Genomic DNA, 21469 nt, shown 5'->3' with positions numbered 1-21469 from the left:
CCCGCGCGCAGCGAACGAAGGCTAGTCCCTCTTCGGGGGCTCTTCCTCGGTGAGCCAGCCCTTGCGCCAGAAATACCAGACAAGGGCGGCGGCGACGACGAGCATCAGCGACAGCGCTGCCGGATAGCCGAAGCGCCAGCCGAGCTCCGGCATTAAAGCGAAGTTCATGCCCCACACGCCGGCCAGGAAGGTGAGGGGAATGAAGATGGTGGCGATGACCGTCAAGAGCTTCATCACTTCGTTGAGCTTGGCGCTCATGCTCGACAGATAGACGTCGGTGAGGCCGGTAGAAATCTCGCGATAGGTCTCGACAATGTCCATGAGCTGGATTGTGTGGTCGTAGGCGTCGCGCAAGTAAAGCCGCGTCTGGCTCGACACGAAGGGTGATTCGTCGCGGATCAGCATGTTGATCATCTCGCGCATCGGCCAAACCGACCGGCGCAGCAGCAACATGTCGCGCTTGATGAGATGCAGCCGCTGCACATGGCGGCGGTCCGGCGTGGCGATAACCGCATCCTCCAACCCATCGATTTCCTCGCCATAGCGCTCCAGCACCGGAAAATAGCCGTCGATCACCGCGTCGATCAGCGTATAGGCCAGAAAGTCAGTGCCCTGTTGCCTCAGCCGCCCCCTGTCGCGGCGCAGCCGCTCGCGCACCGGATCGAAGCAGTCGCCGGGCCGCTCCTGAAAGCTGAGCACGAAATTGGCGCCGAAGAACAAGGAAAGCTGCTCGCTATCCGTGCCGACACCCGGCCGCACCATGCGCACCACCGCAAAGATGTAGTCCGGGAACTCCTCCGCCTTCGGCCGCTGATGCACATTGACCACGTCCTCGAGCGACAATGAACTGAGCCCGAACGCCTCGCCGAGCTTCTGGATCAGGTCGATGTCGGCAAGCCCCGTCACGTCGACCCAGAGGACCGGCTGGACGCTGCGCAGGGCCTTGATCCGGTCGAGGTCCGCGCCCTCGAACTCCTCGATCGCGTCCCCGCCATAGGCGATCACGCGGAGCCTCGGGGCGACCGCGTCGGGACTGACGGTGAGCGTTCCCGGCGGTGCGCCGGCCGGGCTGCCGCGTCGCCTTCTGATGAGCTTGGCCAATGGCGCAGTTCCCTTTTCCGTTTCGTGACGATCCGCCGCTCAGACCACCTTCTGCAGGAAGAGCCCGGCGGCAAAAGCCATGGCCGCCGCCCCAAGCCCGATGAGTAGCGTCTCGACTCCCGACCAGTACCAGCGCTGGGTCGACCATATGCTCTTGATCGAGCCGATGGCGAAGAACACGACCGCCGTCATCAGGGTTGCCGTAATGGCGGCCGCCGGCAGCGCGAACACGAACGGCAGAAGCGGCACCAGGCCGCACACGCCGAACGCCAGGAAGGTCATCAGCGCCGATCTGAACGGCGAGCGCTGCGCCAGGGCCAGCCCGTACTCCTCCGCCAGCATGAAATCGACCCAATGCTGCTTGTCGGAGGTAACGATGTCGATCATGTGCTCCAGGTTCTGCCCGGAAAATCCCTTGGCCTGATAGATCTGGCGCACCTCCTCGCGCTCGCCGTCCGGGTGCAGCTCGATATGCCGCTCCTCGATGTGCCGGATACGCCGGTTATCGTCGATCTCCGCCTTGGTCGAGGAAAAGTTGGCCGCCGCCATGGAAAAGCCGTCGGCGAGCAGGTTGGCGGCGCCAAGGATCAGGATCACCGTGCTGTCGAGGCTGGCGCCGACGACGCCGGCGACGACGGCAAACGTGGTCACCGCCCCGTCGATGCCGCCATAGACCCAGTCGCGCAGATAGTTGATGCGCGGGCCGCCGGCGAGCCGCTCGGCGATGGCGTCGGGGTGATGGTCGTGTTCAAGGTTCAGCGGGGTATCGGACATGGCGGCAAGACTAGAGCGAGATGATATGGAATTGAACCATTCTGACGGAGCGCCTTTGCGACAAGGTCAAGGGATTTGGCGCCGGCCATACCGGGGCGTACGGCCGAGCCAATGCGCGCCGGATTTGGCGCAAGTGCGCCCGTCCCACCGGTCGCGCCGCATTTTCTCTGGAAATGCGAAAAGCGCGACCGGCACCGTAAGGCTTGTTGGTTTGCCGACGGCAAACCAACGGCGGGTTTCCGAGCGGCGGGCGCCCGCGGCCCCCGGGTCTTGCCGCAGGCAAGCCCGAGGACAGGCTCTGTCGCGCTTGCCCGATGGCACCGCATCGCGCCGCGCGCACCTTCTGGCGGATCGCCACGCCGCTCGCGAAACAGAATTGATCCAATTCCATGTCATCTCGCTCTGGCAGGGGGCAGGTGCGGGGACTCGCATCGGTGCGGAGATATGTGTATAACGCCGGCACTTATCCACAGGGGGTGCGGCCGAAAGACTCGGACCCGCGGTCGTCCGCGGCGGTCCGGCAAGGCCGCATCGTCCGAACTATATACAGGCGTAGCCGGGAGTGGGCCATGGCCGAAAGATGGTCGCCGTCGAGCTGGCGAGGAAAGCCGATCGTCCAGGTGCCGGATTATCCGGACCAGAAACTGCTAGCCGAGGTCGAGGGCCAGATCGGCACCTTTCCGCCGCTGGTGTTCGCCGGCGAGGCGCGCAAGCTGAAGCAGCAGCTCGCCCAGGTGGTGGCCGGCGAGGCTTTTCTGCTGCAAGGCGGCGACTGCGCGGAGAGCTTCGCCGAGCACCATGCGGACAATATCCGCGACTTCTTCCGGGTCTTCCTGCAGATGGCGGTGATCCTGACCTTCGCCGCCGCCTCGCCGGTGGTCAAGGTCGGCCGCATCGCCGGGCAGTTTGCCAAGCCGCGCTCCTCCGACTTCGAGAAGCAGGGTGACAAAGTCCTGCCAAGCTACCGTGGCGACAGCATAAATTCCATCGAGTTCAAGACGGCGGAGCGGACCCCGGACCCGCAACGCCTGCTCATGGCCTATCGCCAGTCGGCGGCGACCTTGAACCTGCTCAGGGCCTTCGCCCAGGGCGGCTATGCCAATCTGGAGCATGTCCATCAGTGGACGCTCGGCTTCCTCAAGGGCTCGACGGTCAGCCACCGCTACCAGGCGCTGGCCGACCGGATCACGGAGACGCTCGCCTTCATGCGCGCCTGCGGCATCAACTCCGACTCCACCCCGCAGCTCAGAAGTACCGATTTCTTCACCAGCCACGAGGCGCTGCTGCTCGGCTACGAACAGGCGATGACGCGCGTCGATTCGACCTCTGGCGATTGGTACGACACCGCCGCCCACATGGTCTGGATCGGCGACCGCACCCGCCAGACAGACCATGCCCATGTCGAGTTCTGCCGCGGCATCAAAAACCCGCTCGGCCTGAAATGCGGCCCGAGCCTTAAGGCCGACGACCTGTTGCGGCTGATCGACATCCTCAGCCCGGCAAACGAGCCCGGCCGCCTGACCCTGATTTGCCGTTTCGGCGCCGACAAGGTCGCCGACCGCCTGCCGCCGCTGATCCGGGCGCTGACGCGCGAGGGCAAAGAGGTGGTCTGGTCCTGCGATCCGATGCACGGCAACACCATCAAGGCGTCGACCGGCTACAAGACCCGGCGGTTCGACGCGATCCTGCGCGAGGTGGAGCAGTTTTTCGCCGTTCACCGTGCCGAGGGCACCCATGCCGGCGGCGTCCACGTCGAGATGACCGGGCACAATGTCACCGAATGCACCGGCGGCGCGACGGCGATCTCCGACACCGACCTGTCGGACCGCTATCACACCCACTGCGACCCGCGGCTCAATGCCGACCAGGCGCTGGAACTGGCTTTCCTGATCGCCGAAAGGCTGAAAAAGGAGCGCGAGGACCGCGGCGCGGATCAGGCCGCCGCAGCCGGGGAGTAACGCCCTGGATTTTGGCCGGGCGTTCGCGGGGCGTGACGAACTGTCGCCCCGTGGGCGGCATTGCCATGTGCGTGTCCGCCCATAAATTACCGTGAAATTGGCACGAGGCTGGAACTGTTCTAGAGCATGTTCCGCAAAAGTGGGAACCGGTGTTGCGAAAAGTACATGCTCAATCAAAGAGATGCGGCCGAAATCCGATTCAGATCGGGTGGATTTCGGTCCAGGAGGCGCGCGAATGACCGAATTTCCGACCCTGTTCGTCTCCCACGGGGCGCCGAACATGATTTTGCACAATGTGCCGGCGCGGGATTTTCTCAGCCGCTACGGGGACGAGCTCGGCCGGCCCGAGGCGGTGCTTGTCGTCTCCGCCCATTTCGAGACCTCGGCGCCCGCGCTGACGACCGACCCGAATCCGAAAATGATTTACGATTTCACGGGGTTCGAGCCGGAACTTTACGAGATGACCTATCCCGCGCCGGGCGCGCCGGACCTTGCGGGACGGGCCGCGGACCTGCTCGCCGCCGCCGGCTTTCCGGCCGTCCCGGCGCGCAATCGCGGCTTCGATCACGGCGCCTGGGTGCCGCTGAAGCTGCTCTATCCCAAGGCCGATGTCCCGGTGGTCGAGCTTTCCGTCCAGCCGCGGCGCGACGCCGAGCACCATGTGCGCGTCGGCCGCGCCATCGCGCCGCTGCGCCGCGACGGCGTCCTCATCGTCGGCTCCGGCGTCCTGACCCACAATCTCGGCGAAATGCGCCGCGGCGAATATGCCGAGGATGCACCGGCGCCCGACTGGGTCGTGGCGTTCGGCGACTGGATGCACGAGAAGATCGAGGCTGGCGCCATCGACGAGCTTGCCGCTTACCGGGACAAAGCCCCGCACGCGGAAAAGAACCACCCGACCGAGGAGCACATCCTGCCTCTGTTCACGGCTCTGGGCGCGGCCGGCGTGGCGGCCAGGGGAAAGCGCGTGCACTCGAGCCACTCGCTCGGCGTCCTGCAAATGGACGCCTACGCCTTCGCGTAGAAGCTTTCCGACCCAGGTTGACGCGCAACACCCTTCTTTTCCTTGCGGGGGAGAGCGCAAAATCAAGACGTTAGAGCGGTTCATGGTTCCCCTATAGCCATGAACCGCTCTAGCCGGGCCCAAGCGAGGCTAACCCTTGAATTTTGCAAGACGGGGATGGGTAGCACCCCCCCTGAAAGATCCAACGCTTGGCACCACCTACGCGCCACCAGAGCGAAGGATTTTTCTTCCTCCGCCGCAACGCCCGCGGCCACAAAATATCTTGCCCGTTATACAACTATTAATATATTAAACGTGATACATACCCGTATTGCGGGATATCATGCCGGCCGACACGGCTTCACTCGGCGGATATCGCGTCGTTCGTCCCGCTTGGGCGAGCATCGTTCCTCTCCCATTCGCCTGACCTTTCCGGGCGGACAAGCGGGGGGGCGTGGCATTTCCCAATCTATTCCCCCGGCCAACGCTCCCCCGCCCATTTCCTTGGCAACGCTCGGGCGCCCGGCCGGCCGGGCAGGTGGCTCGGGCCGCCGCGACAGGCGCATTGCTCTTCCTCGCATGGCGGGATAAACCGGCGCCATGTCACGGCGCAACACAGACAGTCTGAAGATCGCCAGCGCCCAGCTCAATCCGACGGTCGGCGATCTCGACGGCAATCTCGAAAAGGCCCGTAAGGCGCGCGCCAAGGCCGCCCGCGACGGCGCCGATCTCGTCGCCTTTCCGGAACTGTTCGTTTCCGGCTATCCGCCCGACGATCTGGTCATGAAGCCGGTGTTCGAGGAGGCCTGCCGGGCCCGCGTCGAGGCCTTGGCCGGCGATACGGCCGATGGCGGGCCTGCGGTGCTGATGGGCGCGCCCTGGCGCGAGGACGGGGCACTCTACAACGCCTATGTGCTGCTCGAGGGCGGCAAGGTCGATTCGGTGCGCTTCAAGGTCGAGCTGCCGAATTACGGGCCGTTCGACGAAAAGCGCGTGTTCAAGCCCGGGCCGATGCCGGGGCCGATCAATTTTCGCGGTGTGCGCATCGGCGTGCCGATCTGCGAGGACATCTGGATCGAGGACGTTCCCGAGTGCCTGATGGAGACCGGCGCCGAGCTCTTGATCGTGCCCAACGGCTCGCCGTTCTGGAAGGGCAAGTTCGACCAGCGCCTTGAGGTGGCCGTCGCCCGGGTGGTGGAGACCGGCCTGCCGCTGGTCTATGTCAACCAGGTGGGCGGCCAGGACGAGCTGATCTTCGACGGCGCCTCCTTCGGCCTCAACGGCGACCGCTCCTACGCCTTCCAGCAGCCGGCCTTCAAGGAGGAGGTGGGGCTGAGCGCCTGGCGGCGCGGGGCGGAGAGCTGGCGCTGCGCCAAGGGCGAGATCGCCGCGCTGCCGGACGATGAGACCGCGCTTTATACCGCCTGCGTGTTGGGCTTGCGCGATTACGTGAACAAGAACGGCTTTCCCGGCGTCCTGCTTGGGCTTTCCGGCGGCATCGATTCGGCCTTGTGCGCGGTGATGTCGGTCGATGCGCTGGGCGCCGACCGGGTCCACTGCCTGATGCTGCCCTACAAATACACTTCCAACCGCTCGATCGACGACGCCACCGCTTGCGCCGAAACCCTCGGCGTGCGCTTCGACACGGTGCCGATCGCGGCCCCCGTGGAGGGCTTCGAGCGGGCGCTGGCCGAGCTCTTCAAGGGGCTCAAGCCCGATGTCGCCGAAGAGAATATCCAGGCCCGCGCCCGCGGCACCGTGCTGATGGCCGTCTCCAACAAGTTCGGCGCCATGGTGGTCACCACCGGCAACAAATCTGAGGTCTCGGTCGGCTACACCACCCTTTACGGCGACATGGCCGGCGGCTTCAACCCGATCAAGGACCTTTACAAGACCCAGGTCTACGCACTTTCCGCCTGGCGCAACGCCAACCGGCCGGAGGGCGGCTTGGCGCCGGAGGGGGTCGTGATTCCGCCCGACATCCTCGTCAAGCCGCCGTCGGCGGAGCTGCGCGCCGACCAGACGGATCAGGACACCTTGCCGCCTTACGACATCCTCGACGACATCCTCGAATGCCTGGTCGAAAAGGAGATGTCGGTGACCGAGATCACCGCCCGCGGCCACGATGCGGCGACCGTGCGCCGCGTCGAGCACATGCTCTATGTCGCCGAATACAAGCGCCGCCAGGCCGCTCCCGGCGTCAAGGTCACGCAGAAGAATTTCGGCCGCGACCGCCGCTACCCGATCACCAACCGCTTCCGCGACCGCACGACATAGGGGTTGCGGCAAGTCGCGTCGCCGCCGGGCGCCAAAGGCGCCTAGCGCATCGCGGCGGGGTCCTGAAACGGCTCTTCCGTGTTTTTCGGCGCCGGCGAGGTCTCCTGCCCGGCTCCGCCCGCCGGCGGAACCTCGATGATCTTGGGCCCGGCGCCGTCGGGAAGCGCGGGGACGGCGGACGGGTAGGGCGCAACGAAGCGCGGCTCGGACTCGCCCGGGCGGAAGATGCTGACGCCGTCTCCTTCCTCCGAGGCCGGGATGCCCGTGGCTTCTCCCTCCGACGCCAGCGCCGGCGCGCCGCTTTCGTCCTGCGGCACGATGTCGGGCACCTTCACGGTCGGGTCGCCCTTGGACGCTAGCTCCTGCTCGGCCTGTTCCAGCGCCAGCGTATAGGGATTGCACGAGCAGCCCTTGACATATTCCTTGCGGTACAGGAACGCGGTCGGGATCGACGTATAGGGACGGCCGCCGAGGGAGACCATCTGCTCCACGCTGCTGCCGGGGTTCTCGTGCACATAGAGCTCGACCACGGCGCTCGGGCACATCGACCGGCATTGCTGGGCGTCCTGCTCGAAGCGATCGGGCAGGGCCGCGAAACTGATCGGGAAGTAATATCCGTCGCACGTGCGCACGCACAAGGTGCGGTAGGTGGGCATGTCTCCGAGCATGCGGTTGCCGTAGATGCCGCCGCTATAGCCCCCCTGCGGCCCGGAATCCTCCTCGAACAGCGGGTCGAACAGACCGCGTAACGGGCGGACGCTCGCATATTGCGTATATTGCGGGCCGCAGCGGTTCTCGCCGAGCAGGCGCAGAATGCGCTGCCGGCCCGGATCGTTGGGGTTCACCGGTCCGACGAGGCGGTCGCGCCGCGCCGCCAGATCGGCGAGATTGCGCTTCATCCTGTCGATGGTGTCGAGAAGCCGCGGGCATTCGGGCGGCCGTTCCGGCTGGAAGAACAGAAAGCCGCGCTTGTAGCAGCCGATCCTGCGGGCGTGACTGTCGGTCGTGGTCAGCGCGCCTTGCTGCTGTTCGATGGTCCGGTTGAGGCCGGCCACCGCCGGCCCGCCATAGGCCGAAGTGCCGTAGGCCGCAAGCTCGCGCTCCAGAAGCAGGCAGGCCGTGCTCTGCTGCGCCGAACCGGCAAGCGGCGCAAACAGCGCCATCGCGCCAATAGCGGCGGCAGCCGCGCGCCCGAAGGCCCGGCGTACGACGTAGGGTTGCGGCACCTGGATCATTCCTTTCCTGGCCACGCTCACACGCGCCCGTGGCGAAATTTGGACCTCGCTGCGGCGCCGATTATGCGGCGCTTCGGGGCAAACGGCAATCGAGCCCAGGGCCTCACTCCGCGTCCGGCTGCTTGTCCGGGTGGGCCTCGGCGAATGCGGCGATCTTGGCGCAGTGCGCCTCCACTTTGCAAATCTTCGGGTAGGGCGCGAGGTCGACCTTGAAGCGCCGCGCGTTAAAGATCTGCGGCACCAGGCAGATGTCGGCGAGCGTCGGGTGGTCGCCGAAGCAGAATTCGCCGCCCTTGATCAGCGCCTCGATGGCCTCGAATCCGGTGGCGATCCAGTGCGCGATCCATGCGTTGACCGCCGCTTCCTCCTGGCCCAGGGGCCCGCGCAGATATTTCAGCACCCTGAGATTGTTCACCGGATGGATGTCGCAGGCGACGATGTCGGCGATGCCCCGCACCTGCGCGCGCGCCAGCGCCCCCTTGGGCAGGAACGGCGGTTCGGGGTGGGTCTCGTCGAGATATTCCAGGATCGCCATCGACTGGATCAGCGCGTGGCGCGTTCCGGCCTGCTCGACCTCCAGAACCGGCAGCAGCTGCTGCGGGTTGAGCGCCTTGAAGGTGTCGCTGAGGTGCTCGCCCTTGGCGAGATGGACATAGTCGTGCGCGTGCGCAATCCCCTTCAGATTGAGCCCGATTCGCACCCGATAGGCGGCCGTCGAACGGAAATAGCCCCAAAGCTTGATCATTTCATCTCCCTCGCCATCGCCCTTGCAGGCTATTGCAAAACGGCCGCTTGACGCCTCCGCAATGACCTCTCCCCGATGGGGAGAGGGAACCCAGGCAACACCTTCCTTCGCACCTTTTCGGCAGCGCGCCCGGCGTAGGTAGACGCCGCGCCTCCTCCCGGTCAAGGATTGATGCGGGTGTGCGACGGATCCGTTCGGCGGCGGGCTGTGCACGGCGCCAAGCGGGCGCTATGATTGTAGCAATGGGAAGGAGCAGAAAATCTCTTCAAGAACGCATCGGGTTCCGTGCTGTCGATTGCATCACGCCTGTTTTCCGGAAAAGGAGGGACGGATATGAACTCGGATAAAGCCGCATTGTATATTCCCGCCCTGGGCGGGTTCTATTCATCGCTCGACGGGCTCGCCGAGCCGCTGCTGCGCGTCTTTGTGGGGCTCTCGCTCATGCCGCACGGGGCGCAAAAGCTGTTCGGCATGTTCGGCGGCGGGGGCATTTCCGGAACCGCGCAATTCTTCGAGAACTCGGGATATGCGCCGGCCGTTTTCTGGGTCGTCGTCGTCGGGCTCACCGAGCTGGTCGGCGGGCTGGCCATAACGGTGGGCCTGTTCACGCGGCTGGCGGCCCTGTTCGCGTTCATCGAGATGGCCGTTCTGGTGCTGATTCATCACATGCCCAATGGATTTTTCGTCACGCAGGGCGGTTATGAATTCGCGCTCCTGTGGGGGATCGCGCTATTCTACTTCCTGATCCGCGGCGGCGGGCGCTACTCGATCGACGCCGCGATCGGCAAGGAGTTCTGAGCGCGCTCCGCGATCGTGCGGATTCGGTCGCGTTTTTCCGCGCTTTTCGTTACGCTTCGGGTGCGCCGGGCCCGCCGCCCGGCGTATCCTTGTTGATGGTCCGGCGAGTGGACGGCGGAATGGGCGCGCACCGGTTGGACATCGAGACGGTAGGGCGGGGGCGCCCGCTGGTGCTGCTGCATTCGCTGCTGTCCGACCGCACATCGTTCAAGCCGCTCGCTGACAGGATTTCCGGGCGGCGGCTGATTCTGGTCAACATGCCGGGATTCGGCCTTTCTGAGCCGGCCGAGCCGGTCGCGGGCTATGCCGAGCGCATCGCCGAACTGTTCGACGCGCTGTCGCTCGCCCCCGACACCGATATTCTCGGCAACGGTCTCGGCGGCTTCGTGGCGCTGACACTGGCGATGCACCATGGCGAGAGGTTCCGCCGCTTGGTCCTGGTCGGCAGCGCCGTCGGCTTTCCCGAGGCGGGACGCGCGACCTTCAGGGCGCTTGCCGGCAAGGTCGAGGAGGCGGGCATGGGGGCGGTCGCTCAGGCCGCGATGCAGCGCCTGTTTCCCGACGATTTCATTGCCGCAAACCCCAAATTGATCGCCGGCCGCAAGGCCGTCTTCGAAGGCATCGACGCGAGCGTCTTTGCGTCCGCCTGCCGGGCGCTCGCCATTCTCGACCTTGGCGCCGATCTGGATAAGGTCCGCAACCCGATCCTGATCGTGGTCGGCGAGAAGGATGCCGCGACGCCGGCGCCGCTTGCCCGCGAACTGGCGGGGCGTCTAGCCGATGCCAGTGTCGTCGAACTGCTCGGCCTCGGCCACTGCCCGCATATGCAGGACCCCGACGCCTTGCTCGCCGCCGTTTCCGATTTCCTCGGCCTCTGATGGGCCGCCGGTCCGCCGACCGACCCCGAACAGAAGCATGTTCCCTGCGACAGGAGCGAACCGAGGGATTGACACACACCCTTCCATCACAGAAGCCCGGCCCTGACGCGCCGCGCACAAAGGCCGGACACATGACCGCACCCGACCAGGTCGCCGAGCCACGTCAACAAAGCTCTTGCAACGCAGGGGCCGTCCACACATGACGAAGGAGGGAGGGCAGGGCTTCGATCAACCCTCATTCGTCGTCACCCGGCTTGACCGGGTGACCCAGTATCCGCCGAGCCCCATCATTGACGCTGGAGGTTACAGGATCCCGGCTCTCCGCTCCGCTTCGGCCGGGATGACCAGAGGAGGGAAGCCCAACCTAATCTCCCGCTGACGGGGGAGGGATGCTCGGCGCGGCCACCCGGGGAGGCCGTCCAGGCCGCGCCCGTCCCGCACGATGGCGGGGCTGCCCGTGAAGGCTTGAGGCTGGGCTTAAGGCTCCACAGCTAGAGCGGTTCATGGTTATAGGGGATCAATTCGATGGGCCAAATCGGTTCATCCGGGTTCGTTGCCGCGCTCGCCCGATATCCCGTATCGCGCGTCGCGGCCCACGCCTGCCCGGATGAACCGATTTGGCCCATCGAATTGATCCCCTATAACCATGAACCGCTCTAGCCCCTATCTCGAAAGAGCCCTGCGGCGAATCGCGGCAACGGCGAAGCCCGCCCCTCGGCTCAGGGGCATTTTCCGGTTGCTCATTGACAGTGTGACGAGGCAGTCAGGCGGGCCGTCGCTCGATGAAGGTGACGCCGTGGAAGGCGTAGACGAGCTCGCCCTTCTGGTTGAAGCCCTCATTGTGGAAATGCACGGCGCCCCAGCCGGGCCGAGTGGCGAGCGGGCGCTTTTTCTCCACCGTGGTGCGGAAGCTGACCGTGTCGCCGGCAAAGACCGGCCGCGGCCATTTCAAGTCCGTGAAACCCGGCGACGGCCCGAGGCGGGCGACCGGCCTTCCGGCCCGGCGCAGATCGTCGGCGATCTTGAGGAGATGGCGGGCGAAGAAGCCCTGGAACACCGCGCCGGTGTACCAGCCGCTGGCGATCAGCCCGCCGAAGGGTCCCGTCTTGGCGGCTTCCGGGTCGAGGTGATAGTCCTGGCGGTCGTATTTTTCCGCAAAGCGGAGCATCTCGTCCTCGGTGAAGGTGTGGGTGCCGATCTCGGCCGGCTCGCCCACCGTGATATCCTCGAAATAGTGCATCAGGCGCGCTCTCCCGCCTGCGCCTGTTCCCGGGTGAAGAACATCTGCGCGCCGACCATGTCGACGACGGGCTCGTCGGCCTGGTTGTAGACCACCCAGCGGAACTTGCAGACGCCGACACCGGGCTTGCTCCTCAGAAGCCGCGCCTCAAGGCAGGTGCGCTCCATGTAGAGCGTGTCGCCGGGACGCACGGGCTTCAGCCATTTCAACTCGTCGAGGCCGGGCGAGCCCATGGCCACGGCGCGGTCTATGTAGCCGTCCGACATCAGCCGCATGGCCATCGCGCAGGCATGCCAGCCGGACGCCGCCAGACCGCCGAGGATCGAGGCCTTGCCCGCCTCCTCGCTCAGATGCATCGGCTGCGGGTCGTAGGCGCTGGCGAATTCGACGATCTCCTCGGCGCTGACTGGATAGCTCGCCGGAAACCGGACCGTCTCGCCGGCCGGAAGATCGTCGAAATAGATTCGCTGTTCCATGTCCATTCCTCAAACCGCGAACTTGAACAACAGCACGTCGCCGTCCTTGACCACATAGTCCTTGCCCTCGTCGCGGGCCTTGCCGGCGTCGCGCGCGCCCTGTTCGCCGCCGTGGGCGACATAGTCGTCGTAAGCGATGGTCAAGGCGCGGATGAAACCGCGGGCGAAATCGGTGTGGATGACCGCCGCGGCCTCGACGGCGGTGGCGCCGCGGACAAGCGTCCAGGCGTGGGCCTCCTTCGGCCCGGCGGTGAAGAAGGTGATGAGGTCGAGCAGCTCGTAGCCGGCGCGGATCAGCCGGTCGAGCCCCGGCTCGGCAAGGCCGAGGGTGGAGAGATAGTCGCGCCGCTCTTGCCGGTCGAGCTGCGCCAGCTCGGCCTCGATCTTGGCCGAGATGACGACCACCGCGGGCGGCCTGGGCTGGGCGCCGGAGGCGGCGGCCGCTTCGCGCGCCTGCCGGGCGACCATGTCCTCGACGCTGCGGGAATAGGCGTTGCCGGTGGCGGCCGAGGCCTCGTCGACGTTGCAGACATAGAGCGCGCGCTTGGAGGTGAGCAGGTTCAGCGCCCGGAAGGCGGCCTTGTCCTCCTTGGCGATGAAGGCGAGCCGCGCAGGCTTGCCGTCGCGAAGCAGCTCAAGCGCGCGGTCGACAAGGTGGAGTTGCGACTTGGCCTCCCGGTCGCCTCCGCGGGCCCTTTTCTCCAGCGCCTCGCGGCGGCGCTCGAGGCTGTCCAGGTCGGCCAGCATCAGCTCGGTTTCCAGGGTCTCGGCATCGGCGATCGGGTCGATGCGCCCCTCGACATGGGTGACGTCGGGATCCTCGAAGCAGCGCAGCACATAGGCGATGGCGTCGACCTCGCGGATATAGGCGAGAAAGCGGTTGCCCAGCCCTTCGCCCTTGGAGGCGCCGCGCACCAGGCCGGCGATGTCGACGAAGGTCAGCCTGGTCGGCACGATGCGCGGCGACTTGGCGATTTTGCCGATCGTGTCGAGGCGCGGGTCGGGCACCGCCACCTCGCCGACAGTGGGATCGATGGTGCAGAAGGGATAGTTCTCCGCCTGCGCCGCCGCGGTCTGCGTCAAGGCGTTGAACAGGGTGGACTTGCCGACATTGGGCAGCCCGACGATGCCGCACTTGAAGCCCATGGCTAGCCGGCTTGCTCCGTGTCCGCGTCGTCGCCCGTTTCTTCGGGCTCTTCTTCGGGCGGGTTGAGGCTCAGATGGACCTTGTTCATGAAGCTCGAATTCTTGCCGGCGGCGATCAGCGGCGCGTGCTCGGCGATCGCCGCGAGCAGCGGCTCGAGCCAATCGAGGTCGGATTTGGCGAAATCGTGCAGCACATAGTCGTAGACCAGATGCTTGTCGCCGGGATGGCCGATGCCGAGCCGCACCCGGCGGAACTCCGGGCCGATATGGGCGGCGAGCGAGCGCAAGCCGTTATGGCCGGCGACCCCGCCGCCGGTCTTGGTGCGCAGCTTGCCGGGGGCCAGGTCGAGCTCGTCGTGGAACACGATCACGGCGTCGGTGCCGAGTTTATAGAAGCGCATGGCGGCGGCCACCGCGCGGCCGGATTCGTTCATATAGGTCTGGGGCTTGAGAAGCAGGCTCTGGACCTCGCCGAGCCGGCCTTCCGCGGCCGCGCCCTGGAAGCGGCTGCGCCACGGGGCGAAGCCGTGCCGATGCCAGATCGCGTCGACCGCCATGAAGCCGATATTGTGCCGATTGAAAAGGTAACGGCTGCCCGGATTGCCGAGCCCCACGAGCAGGATCATGAGCGTGTCCTAGGCGAGCCGCCGTGCCCGGAAAGTTGCGGCCAGGCTCAGTCCTCCTCTTTGGCCTCGCCCTTGCCTTCGGCCTCGCCCTCGGCCTCGCCTTCGCCTTCTTCCTCTTCGCCTTCGCCCTCGACGCCTTCCTCTTCTTCCACGGCCTCCTCTTCTTCGATCTTCAGGACGGCCGGCGCGGCGACGGTGGCGACTGTGAAGTCGCGGTCGGTGATCGTCGGCTTGACGCCTTCAGGCAAGGGGATCGCCGAGATATGAATCGAGTCGCCGATGTCGGTACCGGTCAGGTCGGCGACCAGATGGTCGGGGATCAGATCGGCCAGGCAGTTCACCTCGATCTCGTGGCGGACGATGTTGAGCACGCCGCCGCGCTTGATCCCTGGCGACAGTTCATCATTGATGAACTGCACGGGCACCGACACGTCGAGGCGCGCGCCCTCGCCAAGGCGCAGGAAATCGACGTGGAGCGGGAAATCGCGCACCGGGTCGAACTGCACGTCACGCGGAATGACGCGCGATCTTTCCCCGTTCAGTTCGACGGAGAAAAGGGTGGTCAGGAATCCTCCCGCCTTGATCAGCGTCGCCAACTCCTTGCGCTCGATGGCGATCGGCTCGGGGGGCTGTTTGTCACCGTAGATCACGGCCGGCACGAAGCCGGCCCGCCGCGTTGCCCGGGCGGCCCCCTTGCCGACCCCGTCGCGCGCGGCTGCTTTCAGCTCAACGACTTTCGACATTGCATTCTCCTAGAAACTGCCGTCGCGCTTTGCCTCCAGGGGTGCCGGGCGCGCGGAACGGTCGCGCGGCTTATAACGTCAATGTGATGGCCTGACAATGCCGCTGGCCTGCATTGCAGCTTGCGGCTGGTCAAACCGCCATCGTATAAAAGGAGGATGCTGACCATGCGGCGCATTTGCAGCTTGCTGGCCATCCTCGCCTTTGTACTGGGAACGGCGGCGAACACCGCCGCTTATTCAGGCGGCATGGCCGACAGCATGATCACCGGCACAGCCGATTCCATGGACCAGAATGGTTGTGACGAATGTGCCACCGACAACGATGTCACGGTCTGCGTCAACACCGCCTGCGTCCTTTTCGCCGCTTTGTTGCCCACCGCGGCGACCATGCCCGCCGCTGGGCTGTCGCGGCGTTCCCCGCCGGCCTGTGAAGGCGGCTCCGGGCTGATTCTCGTTCCCGTTACCGGTCCTCCACGAACCCTCCTCGGCTGACCTGCCGGCGCGCGCGGAGGCCTGCGGGCGCGAGTGCAGGCCTGCAACTTTTCGGCTTTTCACGGGTTCCGTCCGCGGCCCATCGGTCAGGCGGAAACCCCGGATTGTGGAGAACCTACCATGTACACGAACGGAAAACTCAAACTGACAACGATTGCGCTTGCCGCCGGCCTTGGCGCGACAAGCGCGCTGGCTCACGAGCAGCAGTCCCCATCGGGCATGATGCAGGGTGACATGATGGGCATGATGGGCGAGATGCAGAAGATGATGGAAAACTGCAACAGGATGATGCAGGCGGCTCTCGAGGACCGCGATTCCCATCCGGCGCCGGCGCAACCCGAAAAACAGCAGCAATAGACTTATGTCGCGGGCCGCACGGTCGCGTGCGGCCCGCACGACAGGAAAGCGGAACATGCAAAAGAAGTTCAGCCGGAGGTGGGTTCTGGCCGGCGCCGCGGTCGCGTTATTGGCGGTCGCGGCGGGTGTCACGCTCCGCTTGCAGGCGACGGAATCCATGCCGGTTTCGCAGCTTGCCCGCGACACCCATATTCACGGCCTTGCCGTTGACCGGAGCGACCCGGCCTTTCTGCTGATTGCGACGCATCATGGCCTTTTCCGCGCCGGGCCGGACGGCCGCGCCGAGCGGATATCGGTGGTGCAGGACTTCATGGGGTTCAACGCCCATCCGAGCGACCTGCATATGCTGTTCGCCAGCGGCCATCCGCCGGAGGGCGGCAATCTCGGCTTTGTCGCCTCGACCGACGGCGGCAATAGTTGGACGCGGATTTCGCCCGGCCTGAATGGTCCGGTCGACTTCCACCAGATGACCGTCAGCCCCGCCGATCCGCAGACCATCTATGGAGCTTATGGCGGCATCCAGGTGAGCCGCGACGGCGGCACGACATGGCAGCGATCCGGCTCGGCGCCGCCGCGGCTGATCGGCCTTGCCGCTTCCGCGAGAGACACCGAGACGCTCTATGCCGCGACCGAAGGCGGACTTCTGGTCAGCACCGACGCCGGCGCGTCATGGAAGCCGGTTCTCGAAGGTTCGCCGGCGAGCCTCGTCGAGGTGGCGCAGCAGGGGATCGTGTATGTGTTCGTCCTCGGCCGTGGGCTGTTGCGATCGGCCGAGCAGCAGATCGACTTTTCGACAGCGAGCAGCGACTGGGGCAACCGCTTTCTGCTGCATCTCGCGGTCGATCCAACCGATCCGGAGCGGCTCTTCGCGGCGACGCAACATGGTCAGATTCTTGTCAGCACCGACCATGGCCGAAGCTGGGCGCCGTTCGGCAAGTGATCGCGGAGAAGCGGAAATGGAGCTACATGCGCCGCGCATCGCTTTCGTTGTACTGCTGGGAGTGGTCGTCGCAGCCGGAGTTGCATTCGGCGGACTTTCGCTTGCCAGCCGGTCGCACTCGTCGAAGTTCACCCAAGGGCAGGCGCTTTATGCCGAACATTGCGCTGCCTGCCATGGCGCGAAGCTCGAAGGCCAGCCGAATTGGCAAGACGCTCTGCCGAACGGAAGATTGCCGGCCCCGCCGCATGACGCCAGCGGCCACACCTGGCACCACGCCGATTCGGTGATCTTCAAGATCACCAAGCATGGCGTAGGTGCGGTCCTTCCCGGATATGAGAGCGATATGCCGGCCTTTGCGGAGACCCTGAGCGACGATGAAATCAAGGCCGTCCTCACCTTCATTAAGAGCACCTGGCCGCGCCGGGAGCGCGAATATCAGGAGGCGCAGTCGAAAGCCCGGCCATGAGCCGGCAGCCTGCGCAAGCATAGGAGTAGATAATCATGCGCCAGTTTCTTGTGGCACTTGTTGTGGCCGTTGTGACGGCGGCCGCGCCCGCTTCGGCGCATTCTTTGCAAGAACTGCAGACGCAGCTCGGCGATCGCGAGCAGTATTTTCAGCCGCTTGACCGCCCGGCTCCGGAATTCGTGCTGAAAGATCCCGACGGGCGGACGGTGTCGCTGGAAAGCCTTCGCGGCGAGGTGGTCGTTCTGCATTTCATTTACACGCAGTGCCCCGACGTTTGCCCCCTTCATGCGGAGAAGATCGCCGAGTTGCAGCGCATGGTGAACGAGTCGGCGATGCGCGAGCGGGTGCGCTTCATCACCATCACCACCGATCCGGTGCATGATACGCCCGAGGTGATGCGCGACTACGGTCCGGCCCATGGCCTTGACCCGGTCAACTGGACCTTCCTGACCAGTGGCCCGGAAGAGCCCGAAAAGACTCGCGATCTCGCCAAACAATTCGGCCATGTCTTCACGCTGACGGATGACGGTTTTCAGATTCACGGGATCGTCACGCATGTGATCGACCGGGAAGGGCGGCTGCGCGCGAACTTTCACGGCCTCAAATTCGAGCCGACTAATCTCGTCGTTCACATCAACGCCCTGACCAACGATCTTCACGCCAAACCGCATCCGGACGAGCCGGAATCGCTCTGGGACCGCTTGAAGGCCCTGTTCTGAAAAGAGCTCTGACGGCGACCTGGCGCGACGGCTCAGTGAAACAGGCTGGAGACGGACTCCTCCAGCGCCGTGCGCCGGATCGCCTCGCCGATTAGCGGCGCGATGGTCAACAGGCGGATATTGCTGGCCTCGCGCACCGCGTCCGTCGCATGGATGGAATCGGTGATGATCAGTTCCTTGAGCCGCGAGGCGGCGATGCGGGCAACCGCGTTGCCGGACAGAACGCCGTGGGTGATGTAGGCGGAAACGTCAGTCGCGCCCTTGTCCAGCAGCGCCTCGGCGGCATTGCACAAGGTGCCGCCGGAATCGACGATGTCGTCGACCATGATGCAGGAGCGGCTCTTGACGTCGCCAATGATGTTCATGACCTCGCTCTCGCCGGGCTGCTCGCGGCGCTTGTCGACGATGGCGAGCTGGGCGTCGATGCGCTGGGCAAGCCCGCGCGCGCGCACCACGCCGCCGACGTCCGGCGAGACGACCATGACATGGTCGATCTTGTTGCGCTCGCGGATGTCGCGAACCATCACCGGCGCGGCGTAGAGATTGTCGGTCGGAATGTCGAAAAAGCCTTGGATCTGGCCGGCGTGCAGGTCGAGGGTCAGCACCCGGTTGGCGCCGGCCTCGGTGATCAGATTGGCGACTAGCTTGGCCGAGATCGGCGTGCGCGGTCCCACTTTTCGGTCCTGGCGGGCATAACCGAAATAGGGGATCACCGCGGTGATCCGCTCCGCCGAGGCGCGCCGCAGCGCGTCGATGATGATCAACAGCTCCATCAGATGGTCGTTGGCGGGATAGGATGTCGACTGAATGGCGAACACGTCCTCGCCGCGGACATTTTCCTCCACCTCGACGAAGACCTCCATGTCGGCGAAGCGGCGCACGATGCATTTGGTCAGTGACAAATCGAGATAGCCGGCGATCTCTTCCGCGAGAGGGCGGTTCGAGTTGCCCGCGACCAGCTTCATGGCCTCGCCCTTACCAGTTCAGGAAACATTGAGGACCCCCCCCCGATACGGCACGGGAACCGGGCGTGCATGGACCGGCCGTGAGGCGGTTCTAACAACGGTCCGGGAGCGTGTAAACACAATGTGCGACCTGTGGAAATCGCCTGTGGCCGCGGACCTCGGCCTGCCACGGCTCCCGACCGCCGCTCAACACAGGACAATGACCGAGAGCTGGCGGCCATAGTCGGGCTCGCCGCGGTGGGTCGCGCGCCGATAGCTGTAAAACCGCGCCTCATCGTTATAGGTGCAGACCGCGGGATCGTGCGCCGCGCCGATGCCGGCACCATCAAGTCCGGCGCGCACGAAGCCGGTAAGGTCGAAATGCGGCTGGCCGCCGGGGCCGGTGACGAAGAAGCGGGCGTTGGCCGCGTCGGCGGCAAGGAACCTGTCCCGGAACTCGGTCCCGACCTCATAGGCGCCCTGCGAGATGGTGGGCCCGATGGCGGCGGCGATGTTGCCGCGCTCGGCGCCGAGCCGCTCCATGGTCTTGACCGTCGCCTCGATGATGCCGGCAAGAGCGCCGCGCCAGCCGGCATGGGCGGCGGCGATGACGCGCGCTTGCGCATCGGCAAGGAGGATCGGCGCGCAGTCTGCCGTCGAAACGCCGACAGCGAGGCGCTCGCGCTTGGTGACGACCGCGTCGGCGCGCGGCGCCTCGGGGCCCGGCCGCCAGGGCTTTTCGGCGAAGACCACATTGGCGGAGTGGATCTGATAGGGCGTGACGAGGCGTTCCGGCGCAACGCCCATCTCGCCGGCGATCCGGGCGCGGTTTTCCGCAACCGCGGCGCGGTGGTCGGCCGAGCCGAGGCCGCAATTGAGCGACGCGTAAATTCCCTGCGAGACGCCGCTGTCGCGGCTGAAGAAGCCGTGAGCGATTCCGGCAAGGGCTTGCAGGTTCTCAGCTTTCAGGCATTCGACCATGTCGGGCTCGGGCGTGGGGATTCGTGGGGAGGATCAAGCCTCGGCGATGCCCTGTCAATCGCCGGCAAAGGGCGGCGGCGGCGGACCGGCCGGCCCGGTAAGGGCCGCGACCTTGAACAGGGTCCCCATCTCATCGGGGCCGATCAGACGGGCTAGGGCGGCGTCGATCTTGGCCGCCTGATCGGGCCGCGCGACCTTGAGCTTGTCGGCCCGGACGGCGATGCCGAGCGCGGTCAGAAATGCGGCCTGGGTGATGGGTCCGTAGGAACGGGCGCCGGCGGCGCGGGCAGCCCCGCACAGGGCGGCAAAGTCGACATGGGCGGTGAGGTCGGCCTCGCCCGGATTTTCCAGGGGATCGGCGTAGGCGTGGCCCTTGACCGCCTGAAATGTGTCGCCGGGGGCGGGGCCGGAATAGCCATAGTCGATGATCAGCGCCGCGCCGCCCGATTGCGCCAGCCGGGCGCCGATTTCCGCGGAAAATGCCGCCCGCTGCGGCGAAATCTCGACGACCGTGCCCGGTTCTGCCTGGCCGAATTCCGCCAGGATGCTGCGGGTTTCCGCTGTTTGCAAGCTAAGGTGGCCGGCAGGATCAAGGCCGACGACGCGCTCGCGCCAGCCGTCTTGCGCGCGCGCATATTGATGCACCGGCAGGGCGTCGAAGAACTCGTTGGCGACGAGGATCATCGGTCCGGGCGGGACCTCGGCGAAGCTTTGGTGCCACGACACGGGGACGTCGGCCTCGCGCAGGGCGGCGCGCTGGCGGCAGCGCAGGGCGGGACTGGTCTCGACGAGATGCACCCGGGCTGCCTCGGCAAAGCCCGGGGCGAGGGAGCCCGCCCGCAGCATGTCGGCCATCAGCGTGCCGCGGCCGGGCCCGAGCTCGATGAAGGCGAAGGGGGCGGGGCGGCCGAGCGCGCCCCACATGTGCGCCGTCCAGATGCCCACGATCTCGCCGAACATCTGGCTTATTTCCGGCGCGGTGATGAAATCGCCCTTGCCGCCGAACGGGTCGCGGGTCGGGTAATAGCCGTGGGCGGGGTCGCCAAGCGCCAGCTCCATATAGTCCGCCATGCTCATCGGGCCTGCCTGCTCGATCCGCCGGCGGATCTCTACGAGAAGCGGCGCGCTCATTTCGCCTCGGGCGCGGGCGCGCGCCGCGCGTAGACGACGAGCCCGACGCCGATCAGGACCATCGGCGCGGACAGCGCCATGCCCATGGTGAGCCCGCCCCACAGAAAGCCGATCTGGGCGTCGGGCATGCGGAAGAACTCGGCGAAGCCGCGGGCCAGCCCGTAGCCGACGAGCAGGGTGCCGAAGACAAGGCCGGGCCTTTGCAGCGCGCCGCGGCGGATCATGAAATTCAGGACGAGGAACAGCACCGCGCCTTCCAAGGCCGCCTCGTAGAGCTGGCTCGGGTGGCGCGGCTCGGGCCCGCCGGCGGGAAACGCCATCGCCCAGGGCACGTCGCTCGCCCGGCCGAACAGCTCGCCGTTGATGAAATTGGCGATGCGGCCGAAGAACAGGCCGATGGGGGCGGCGGCGGAGACGAGGTCGCCGAGCGACAGGACGG

Annotated in this window: 24 protein-coding genes; 11 read left to right on the top strand and 13 right to left on the bottom strand. The window is 65.9% G+C overall.

The genetic code is table 11. The annotated features are described in order from the left end of the window. Nucleotides 1–21: 21 nt before the first annotated feature. Nucleotides 22–1101, bottom strand: a complete 1080-nt coding sequence (corA, locus tag Q8P46_16010) for a magnesium/cobalt transporter CorA (GenBank protein ID MDP2621652.1) — start codon at nt 1099–1101, stop codon at nt 22–24. Nucleotides 1102–1140: 39 nt separating this feature from the next. Next, entirely contained in the window at nt 1141–1875 is a 735-nt protein-coding gene (locus tag Q8P46_16005; protein MDP2621651.1) for a VIT1/CCC1 transporter family protein, read from the bottom strand. Nucleotides 1876–2444: 569 nt separating this feature from the next. Between Q8P46_16005 and Q8P46_16000 the strand changes: the two genes are divergently transcribed. From Q8P46_16000 to Q8P46_15990, 3 genes are all read left to right on the top strand, one after another. Further along, entirely contained in the window at nt 2445–3833 is a 1389-nt protein-coding gene (locus tag Q8P46_16000; GenBank protein ID MDP2621650.1) for a 3-deoxy-7-phosphoheptulonate synthase class II, read from the top strand. A gap of 235 nt (nt 3834–4068) precedes the next feature. Continuing rightward, nucleotides 4069–4857, top strand: a complete 789-nt coding sequence (locus tag Q8P46_15995; protein MDP2621649.1) for a class III extradiol ring-cleavage dioxygenase — start codon at nt 4069–4071, stop codon at nt 4855–4857. 579 nt (nt 4858–5436) lie between these two features. Next, entirely contained in the window at nt 5437–7113 is a 1677-nt protein-coding gene (locus tag Q8P46_15990; protein MDP2621648.1) for an NAD+ synthase, read from the top strand. Nucleotides 7114–7154: 41 nt separating this feature from the next. Here the strand turns inward: Q8P46_15990 and Q8P46_15985 are convergent, their stop codons facing one another. Both Q8P46_15985 and maiA read right to left on the bottom strand, forming a co-directional pair. After that, complete coding sequence (locus Q8P46_15985) at nt 7155–8339, bottom strand: DUF2865 domain-containing protein (protein ID MDP2621647.1); 1185 nt, start codon at nt 8337–8339, stop codon at nt 7155–7157. 112 nt (nt 8340–8451) lie between these two features. After that, nucleotides 8452–9093 (bottom strand): maleylacetoacetate isomerase, encoded by a 642-nt coding sequence (maiA, locus tag Q8P46_15980; protein MDP2621646.1) that lies wholly within the window; start codon nt 9091–9093, stop codon nt 8452–8454. Between the two features lie 333 nt (nt 9094–9426). On the opposite strand from maiA, the gene Q8P46_15975 reads away from it, so the two are divergent. The 3 genes from Q8P46_15975 to Q8P46_15965 all read left to right on the top strand — a co-directional run bounded on the left by Q8P46_15975 (nt 9427) and on the right by Q8P46_15965 (nt 11429). Then, on the top strand, nt 9427–9891 hold the full coding sequence (locus Q8P46_15975; GenBank protein MDP2621645.1) for a DoxX family protein: 465 nt from the start codon (nt 9427–9429) through the stop codon (nt 9889–9891). Nucleotides 9892–10010: 119 nt separating this feature from the next. Beyond that, complete coding sequence (locus Q8P46_15970; protein MDP2621644.1) at nt 10011–10769, top strand: alpha/beta hydrolase; 759 nt, start codon at nt 10011–10013, stop codon at nt 10767–10769. 525 nt (nt 10770–11294) lie between these two features. Next, nucleotides 11295–11429: a hypothetical protein gene (locus Q8P46_15965; protein ID MDP2621643.1), complete on the top strand. Its 135-nt coding sequence runs from the start codon at nt 11295–11297 to the stop codon at nt 11427–11429. Nucleotides 11430–11532: 103 nt separating this feature from the next. Here Q8P46_15965 and Q8P46_15960 read toward each other — a convergent pair whose 3' ends face one another. Genes Q8P46_15960 through Q8P46_15940 form a run of 5 tightly spaced genes read right to left on the bottom strand, consistent with a single transcriptional unit; the run spans nt 11533 to nt 15000 of the window. Beyond that, a complete protein-coding gene (locus tag Q8P46_15960) occupies nt 11533–12009 on the bottom strand; it encodes a MaoC family dehydratase (GenBank protein ID MDP2621642.1) in 477 nt (158 codons plus the stop codon). Continuing rightward, on the bottom strand, nt 12009–12485 hold the full coding sequence (locus Q8P46_15955) for a MaoC family dehydratase (GenBank protein ID MDP2621641.1): 477 nt from the start codon (nt 12483–12485) through the stop codon (nt 12009–12011). Before Q8P46_15955 ends, Q8P46_15960 begins: the two co-directional genes overlap by 1 nt. 9 nt (nt 12486–12494) lie before the next feature. After that, nucleotides 12495–13631 (bottom strand): redox-regulated ATPase YchF, encoded by a 1137-nt coding sequence (ychF, locus tag Q8P46_15950; GenBank protein ID MDP2621640.1) that lies wholly within the window; start codon nt 13629–13631, stop codon nt 12495–12497. A gap of 2 nt (nt 13632–13633) precedes the next feature. After that, complete coding sequence (pth, locus tag Q8P46_15945; protein ID MDP2621639.1) at nt 13634–14257, bottom strand: aminoacyl-tRNA hydrolase; 624 nt, start codon at nt 14255–14257, stop codon at nt 13634–13636. A gap of 47 nt (nt 14258–14304) precedes the next feature. Then, entirely contained in the window at nt 14305–15000 is a 696-nt protein-coding gene (locus Q8P46_15940) for a 50S ribosomal protein L25/general stress protein Ctc (GenBank protein MDP2621638.1), read from the bottom strand. A gap of 156 nt (nt 15001–15156) precedes the next feature. On the opposite strand from Q8P46_15940, the gene Q8P46_15935 reads away from it, so the two are divergent. The 5 genes from Q8P46_15935 to Q8P46_15915 all read left to right on the top strand — a co-directional run bounded on the left by Q8P46_15935 (nt 15157) and on the right by Q8P46_15915 (nt 17974). Continuing rightward, the gene (locus Q8P46_15935; GenBank protein ID MDP2621637.1) at nt 15157–15492 is read left to right on the top strand and encodes a hypothetical protein; all 336 of its coding nucleotides are present in this window, start codon (nt 15157–15159) and stop codon (nt 15490–15492) included. 120 nt (nt 15493–15612) lie between these two features. Then, nucleotides 15613–15849, top strand: coding sequence for a hypothetical protein (locus Q8P46_15930; protein ID MDP2621636.1), 237 nt, complete (start codon nt 15613–15615; stop codon nt 15847–15849). A gap of 55 nt (nt 15850–15904) precedes the next feature. Then, nucleotides 15905–16789, top strand: a complete 885-nt coding sequence (locus Q8P46_15925) for an exo-alpha-sialidase (GenBank protein ID MDP2621635.1) — start codon at nt 15905–15907, stop codon at nt 16787–16789. 16 nt (nt 16790–16805) lie between these two features. Continuing rightward, entirely contained in the window at nt 16806–17255 is a 450-nt protein-coding gene (locus Q8P46_15920) for a cytochrome c (protein MDP2621634.1), read from the top strand. Nucleotides 17256–17290: 35 nt separating this feature from the next. Further along, entirely contained in the window at nt 17291–17974 is a 684-nt protein-coding gene (locus tag Q8P46_15915) for an SCO family protein (protein ID MDP2621633.1), read from the top strand. A gap of 32 nt (nt 17975–18006) precedes the next feature. Here Q8P46_15915 and Q8P46_15910 read toward each other — a convergent pair whose 3' ends face one another. The 4 genes from Q8P46_15910 to Q8P46_15895 form a co-directional block, all read right to left on the bottom strand. After that, nucleotides 18007–18939, bottom strand: a complete 933-nt coding sequence (locus Q8P46_15910; protein ID MDP2621632.1) for a ribose-phosphate pyrophosphokinase — start codon at nt 18937–18939, stop codon at nt 18007–18009. Nucleotides 18940–19125: 186 nt separating this feature from the next. After that, on the bottom strand, nt 19126–19899 hold the full coding sequence (gene pgeF / locus Q8P46_15905) for a peptidoglycan editing factor PgeF (protein MDP2621631.1): 774 nt from the start codon (nt 19897–19899) through the stop codon (nt 19126–19128). A 54-nt stretch (nt 19900–19953) separates the two neighbouring features. Then, complete coding sequence (locus Q8P46_15900) at nt 19954–21030, bottom strand: SAM-dependent methyltransferase (GenBank protein ID MDP2621630.1); 1077 nt, start codon at nt 21028–21030, stop codon at nt 19954–19956. Further along, nucleotides 21027–21469: prolipoprotein diacylglyceryl transferase (locus Q8P46_15895; protein ID MDP2621629.1), on the bottom strand; the 443-nt coding region annotated here is incomplete at its 5' end. The genes Q8P46_15895 and Q8P46_15900, both read right to left, overlap by 4 nt.

It is taken from the genome of Hyphomicrobiales bacterium (assembly GCA_030688605.1).
Taxonomy (GTDB): domain Bacteria; phylum Pseudomonadota; class Alphaproteobacteria; order Rhizobiales; family NORP267; genus JAUYJB01.
Note: the sequence above shows the minus strand (reverse complement) of the source record. Positions and strands in the feature narration are given on the sequence as shown.

Excerpts from the sequence above, each read along its gene's own strand:
- Q8P46_16005 (MDP2621651.1), bottom strand. The coding sequence starts at position 1,875 with ATGTCCGATACCCCGCTGAACCTTGAACACGACCATCACCCCGACGCC.
- Q8P46_16000 (MDP2621650.1), top strand. The coding sequence starts at position 2,445 with ATGGCCGAAAGATGGTCGCCGTCGAGCTGGCGAGGAAAGCCGATCGTC.
- Q8P46_15995 (MDP2621649.1), top strand. The coding sequence starts at position 4,069 with ATGACCGAATTTCCGACCCTGTTCGTCTCCCACGGGGCGCCGAACATG.
- Q8P46_15990 (MDP2621648.1), top strand. The coding sequence starts at position 5,437 with ATGTCACGGCGCAACACAGACAGTCTGAAGATCGCCAGCGCCCAGCTC.
- maiA (MDP2621646.1), bottom strand. The coding sequence starts at position 9,093 with ATGATCAAGCTTTGGGGCTATTTCCGTTCGACGGCCGCCTATCGGGTG.
- Q8P46_15975 (MDP2621645.1), top strand. The coding sequence starts at position 9,427 with ATGAACTCGGATAAAGCCGCATTGTATATTCCCGCCCTGGGCGGGTTC.
- Q8P46_15970 (MDP2621644.1), top strand. The coding sequence starts at position 10,011 with ATGGGCGCGCACCGGTTGGACATCGAGACGGTAGGGCGGGGGCGCCCG.
- Q8P46_15965 (MDP2621643.1), top strand. The coding sequence starts at position 11,295 with ATGGGCCAAATCGGTTCATCCGGGTTCGTTGCCGCGCTCGCCCGATAT.
- Q8P46_15960 (MDP2621642.1), bottom strand. The coding sequence starts at position 12,009 with ATGCACTATTTCGAGGATATCACGGTGGGCGAGCCGGCCGAGATCGGC.
- Q8P46_15955 (MDP2621641.1), bottom strand. The coding sequence starts at position 12,485 with ATGGAACAGCGAATCTATTTCGACGATCTTCCGGCCGGCGAGACGGTC.
- ychF (MDP2621640.1), bottom strand. The coding sequence starts at position 13,631 with ATGGGCTTCAAGTGCGGCATCGTCGGGCTGCCCAATGTCGGCAAGTCC.
- pth (MDP2621639.1), bottom strand. The coding sequence starts at position 14,257 with ATGATCCTGCTCGTGGGGCTCGGCAATCCGGGCAGCCGTTACCTTTTC.
- Q8P46_15940 (MDP2621638.1), bottom strand. The coding sequence starts at position 15,000 with ATGTCGAAAGTCGTTGAGCTGAAAGCAGCCGCGCGCGACGGGGTCGGC.
- Q8P46_15935 (MDP2621637.1), top strand. The coding sequence starts at position 15,157 with ATGCTGACCATGCGGCGCATTTGCAGCTTGCTGGCCATCCTCGCCTTT.
- Q8P46_15930 (MDP2621636.1), top strand. The coding sequence starts at position 15,613 with ATGTACACGAACGGAAAACTCAAACTGACAACGATTGCGCTTGCCGCC.
- Q8P46_15925 (MDP2621635.1), top strand. The coding sequence starts at position 15,905 with ATGCAAAAGAAGTTCAGCCGGAGGTGGGTTCTGGCCGGCGCCGCGGTC.
- Q8P46_15920 (MDP2621634.1), top strand. The coding sequence starts at position 16,806 with ATGGAGCTACATGCGCCGCGCATCGCTTTCGTTGTACTGCTGGGAGTG.
- Q8P46_15915 (MDP2621633.1), top strand. The coding sequence starts at position 17,291 with ATGCGCCAGTTTCTTGTGGCACTTGTTGTGGCCGTTGTGACGGCGGCC.
- Q8P46_15910 (MDP2621632.1), bottom strand. The coding sequence starts at position 18,939 with ATGAAGCTGGTCGCGGGCAACTCGAACCGCCCTCTCGCGGAAGAGATC.
- pgeF (MDP2621631.1), bottom strand. The coding sequence starts at position 19,899 with ATGGTCGAATGCCTGAAAGCTGAGAACCTGCAAGCCCTTGCCGGAATC.
- Q8P46_15900 (MDP2621630.1), bottom strand. The coding sequence starts at position 21,030 with ATGAGCGCGCCGCTTCTCGTAGAGATCCGCCGGCGGATCGAGCAGGCA.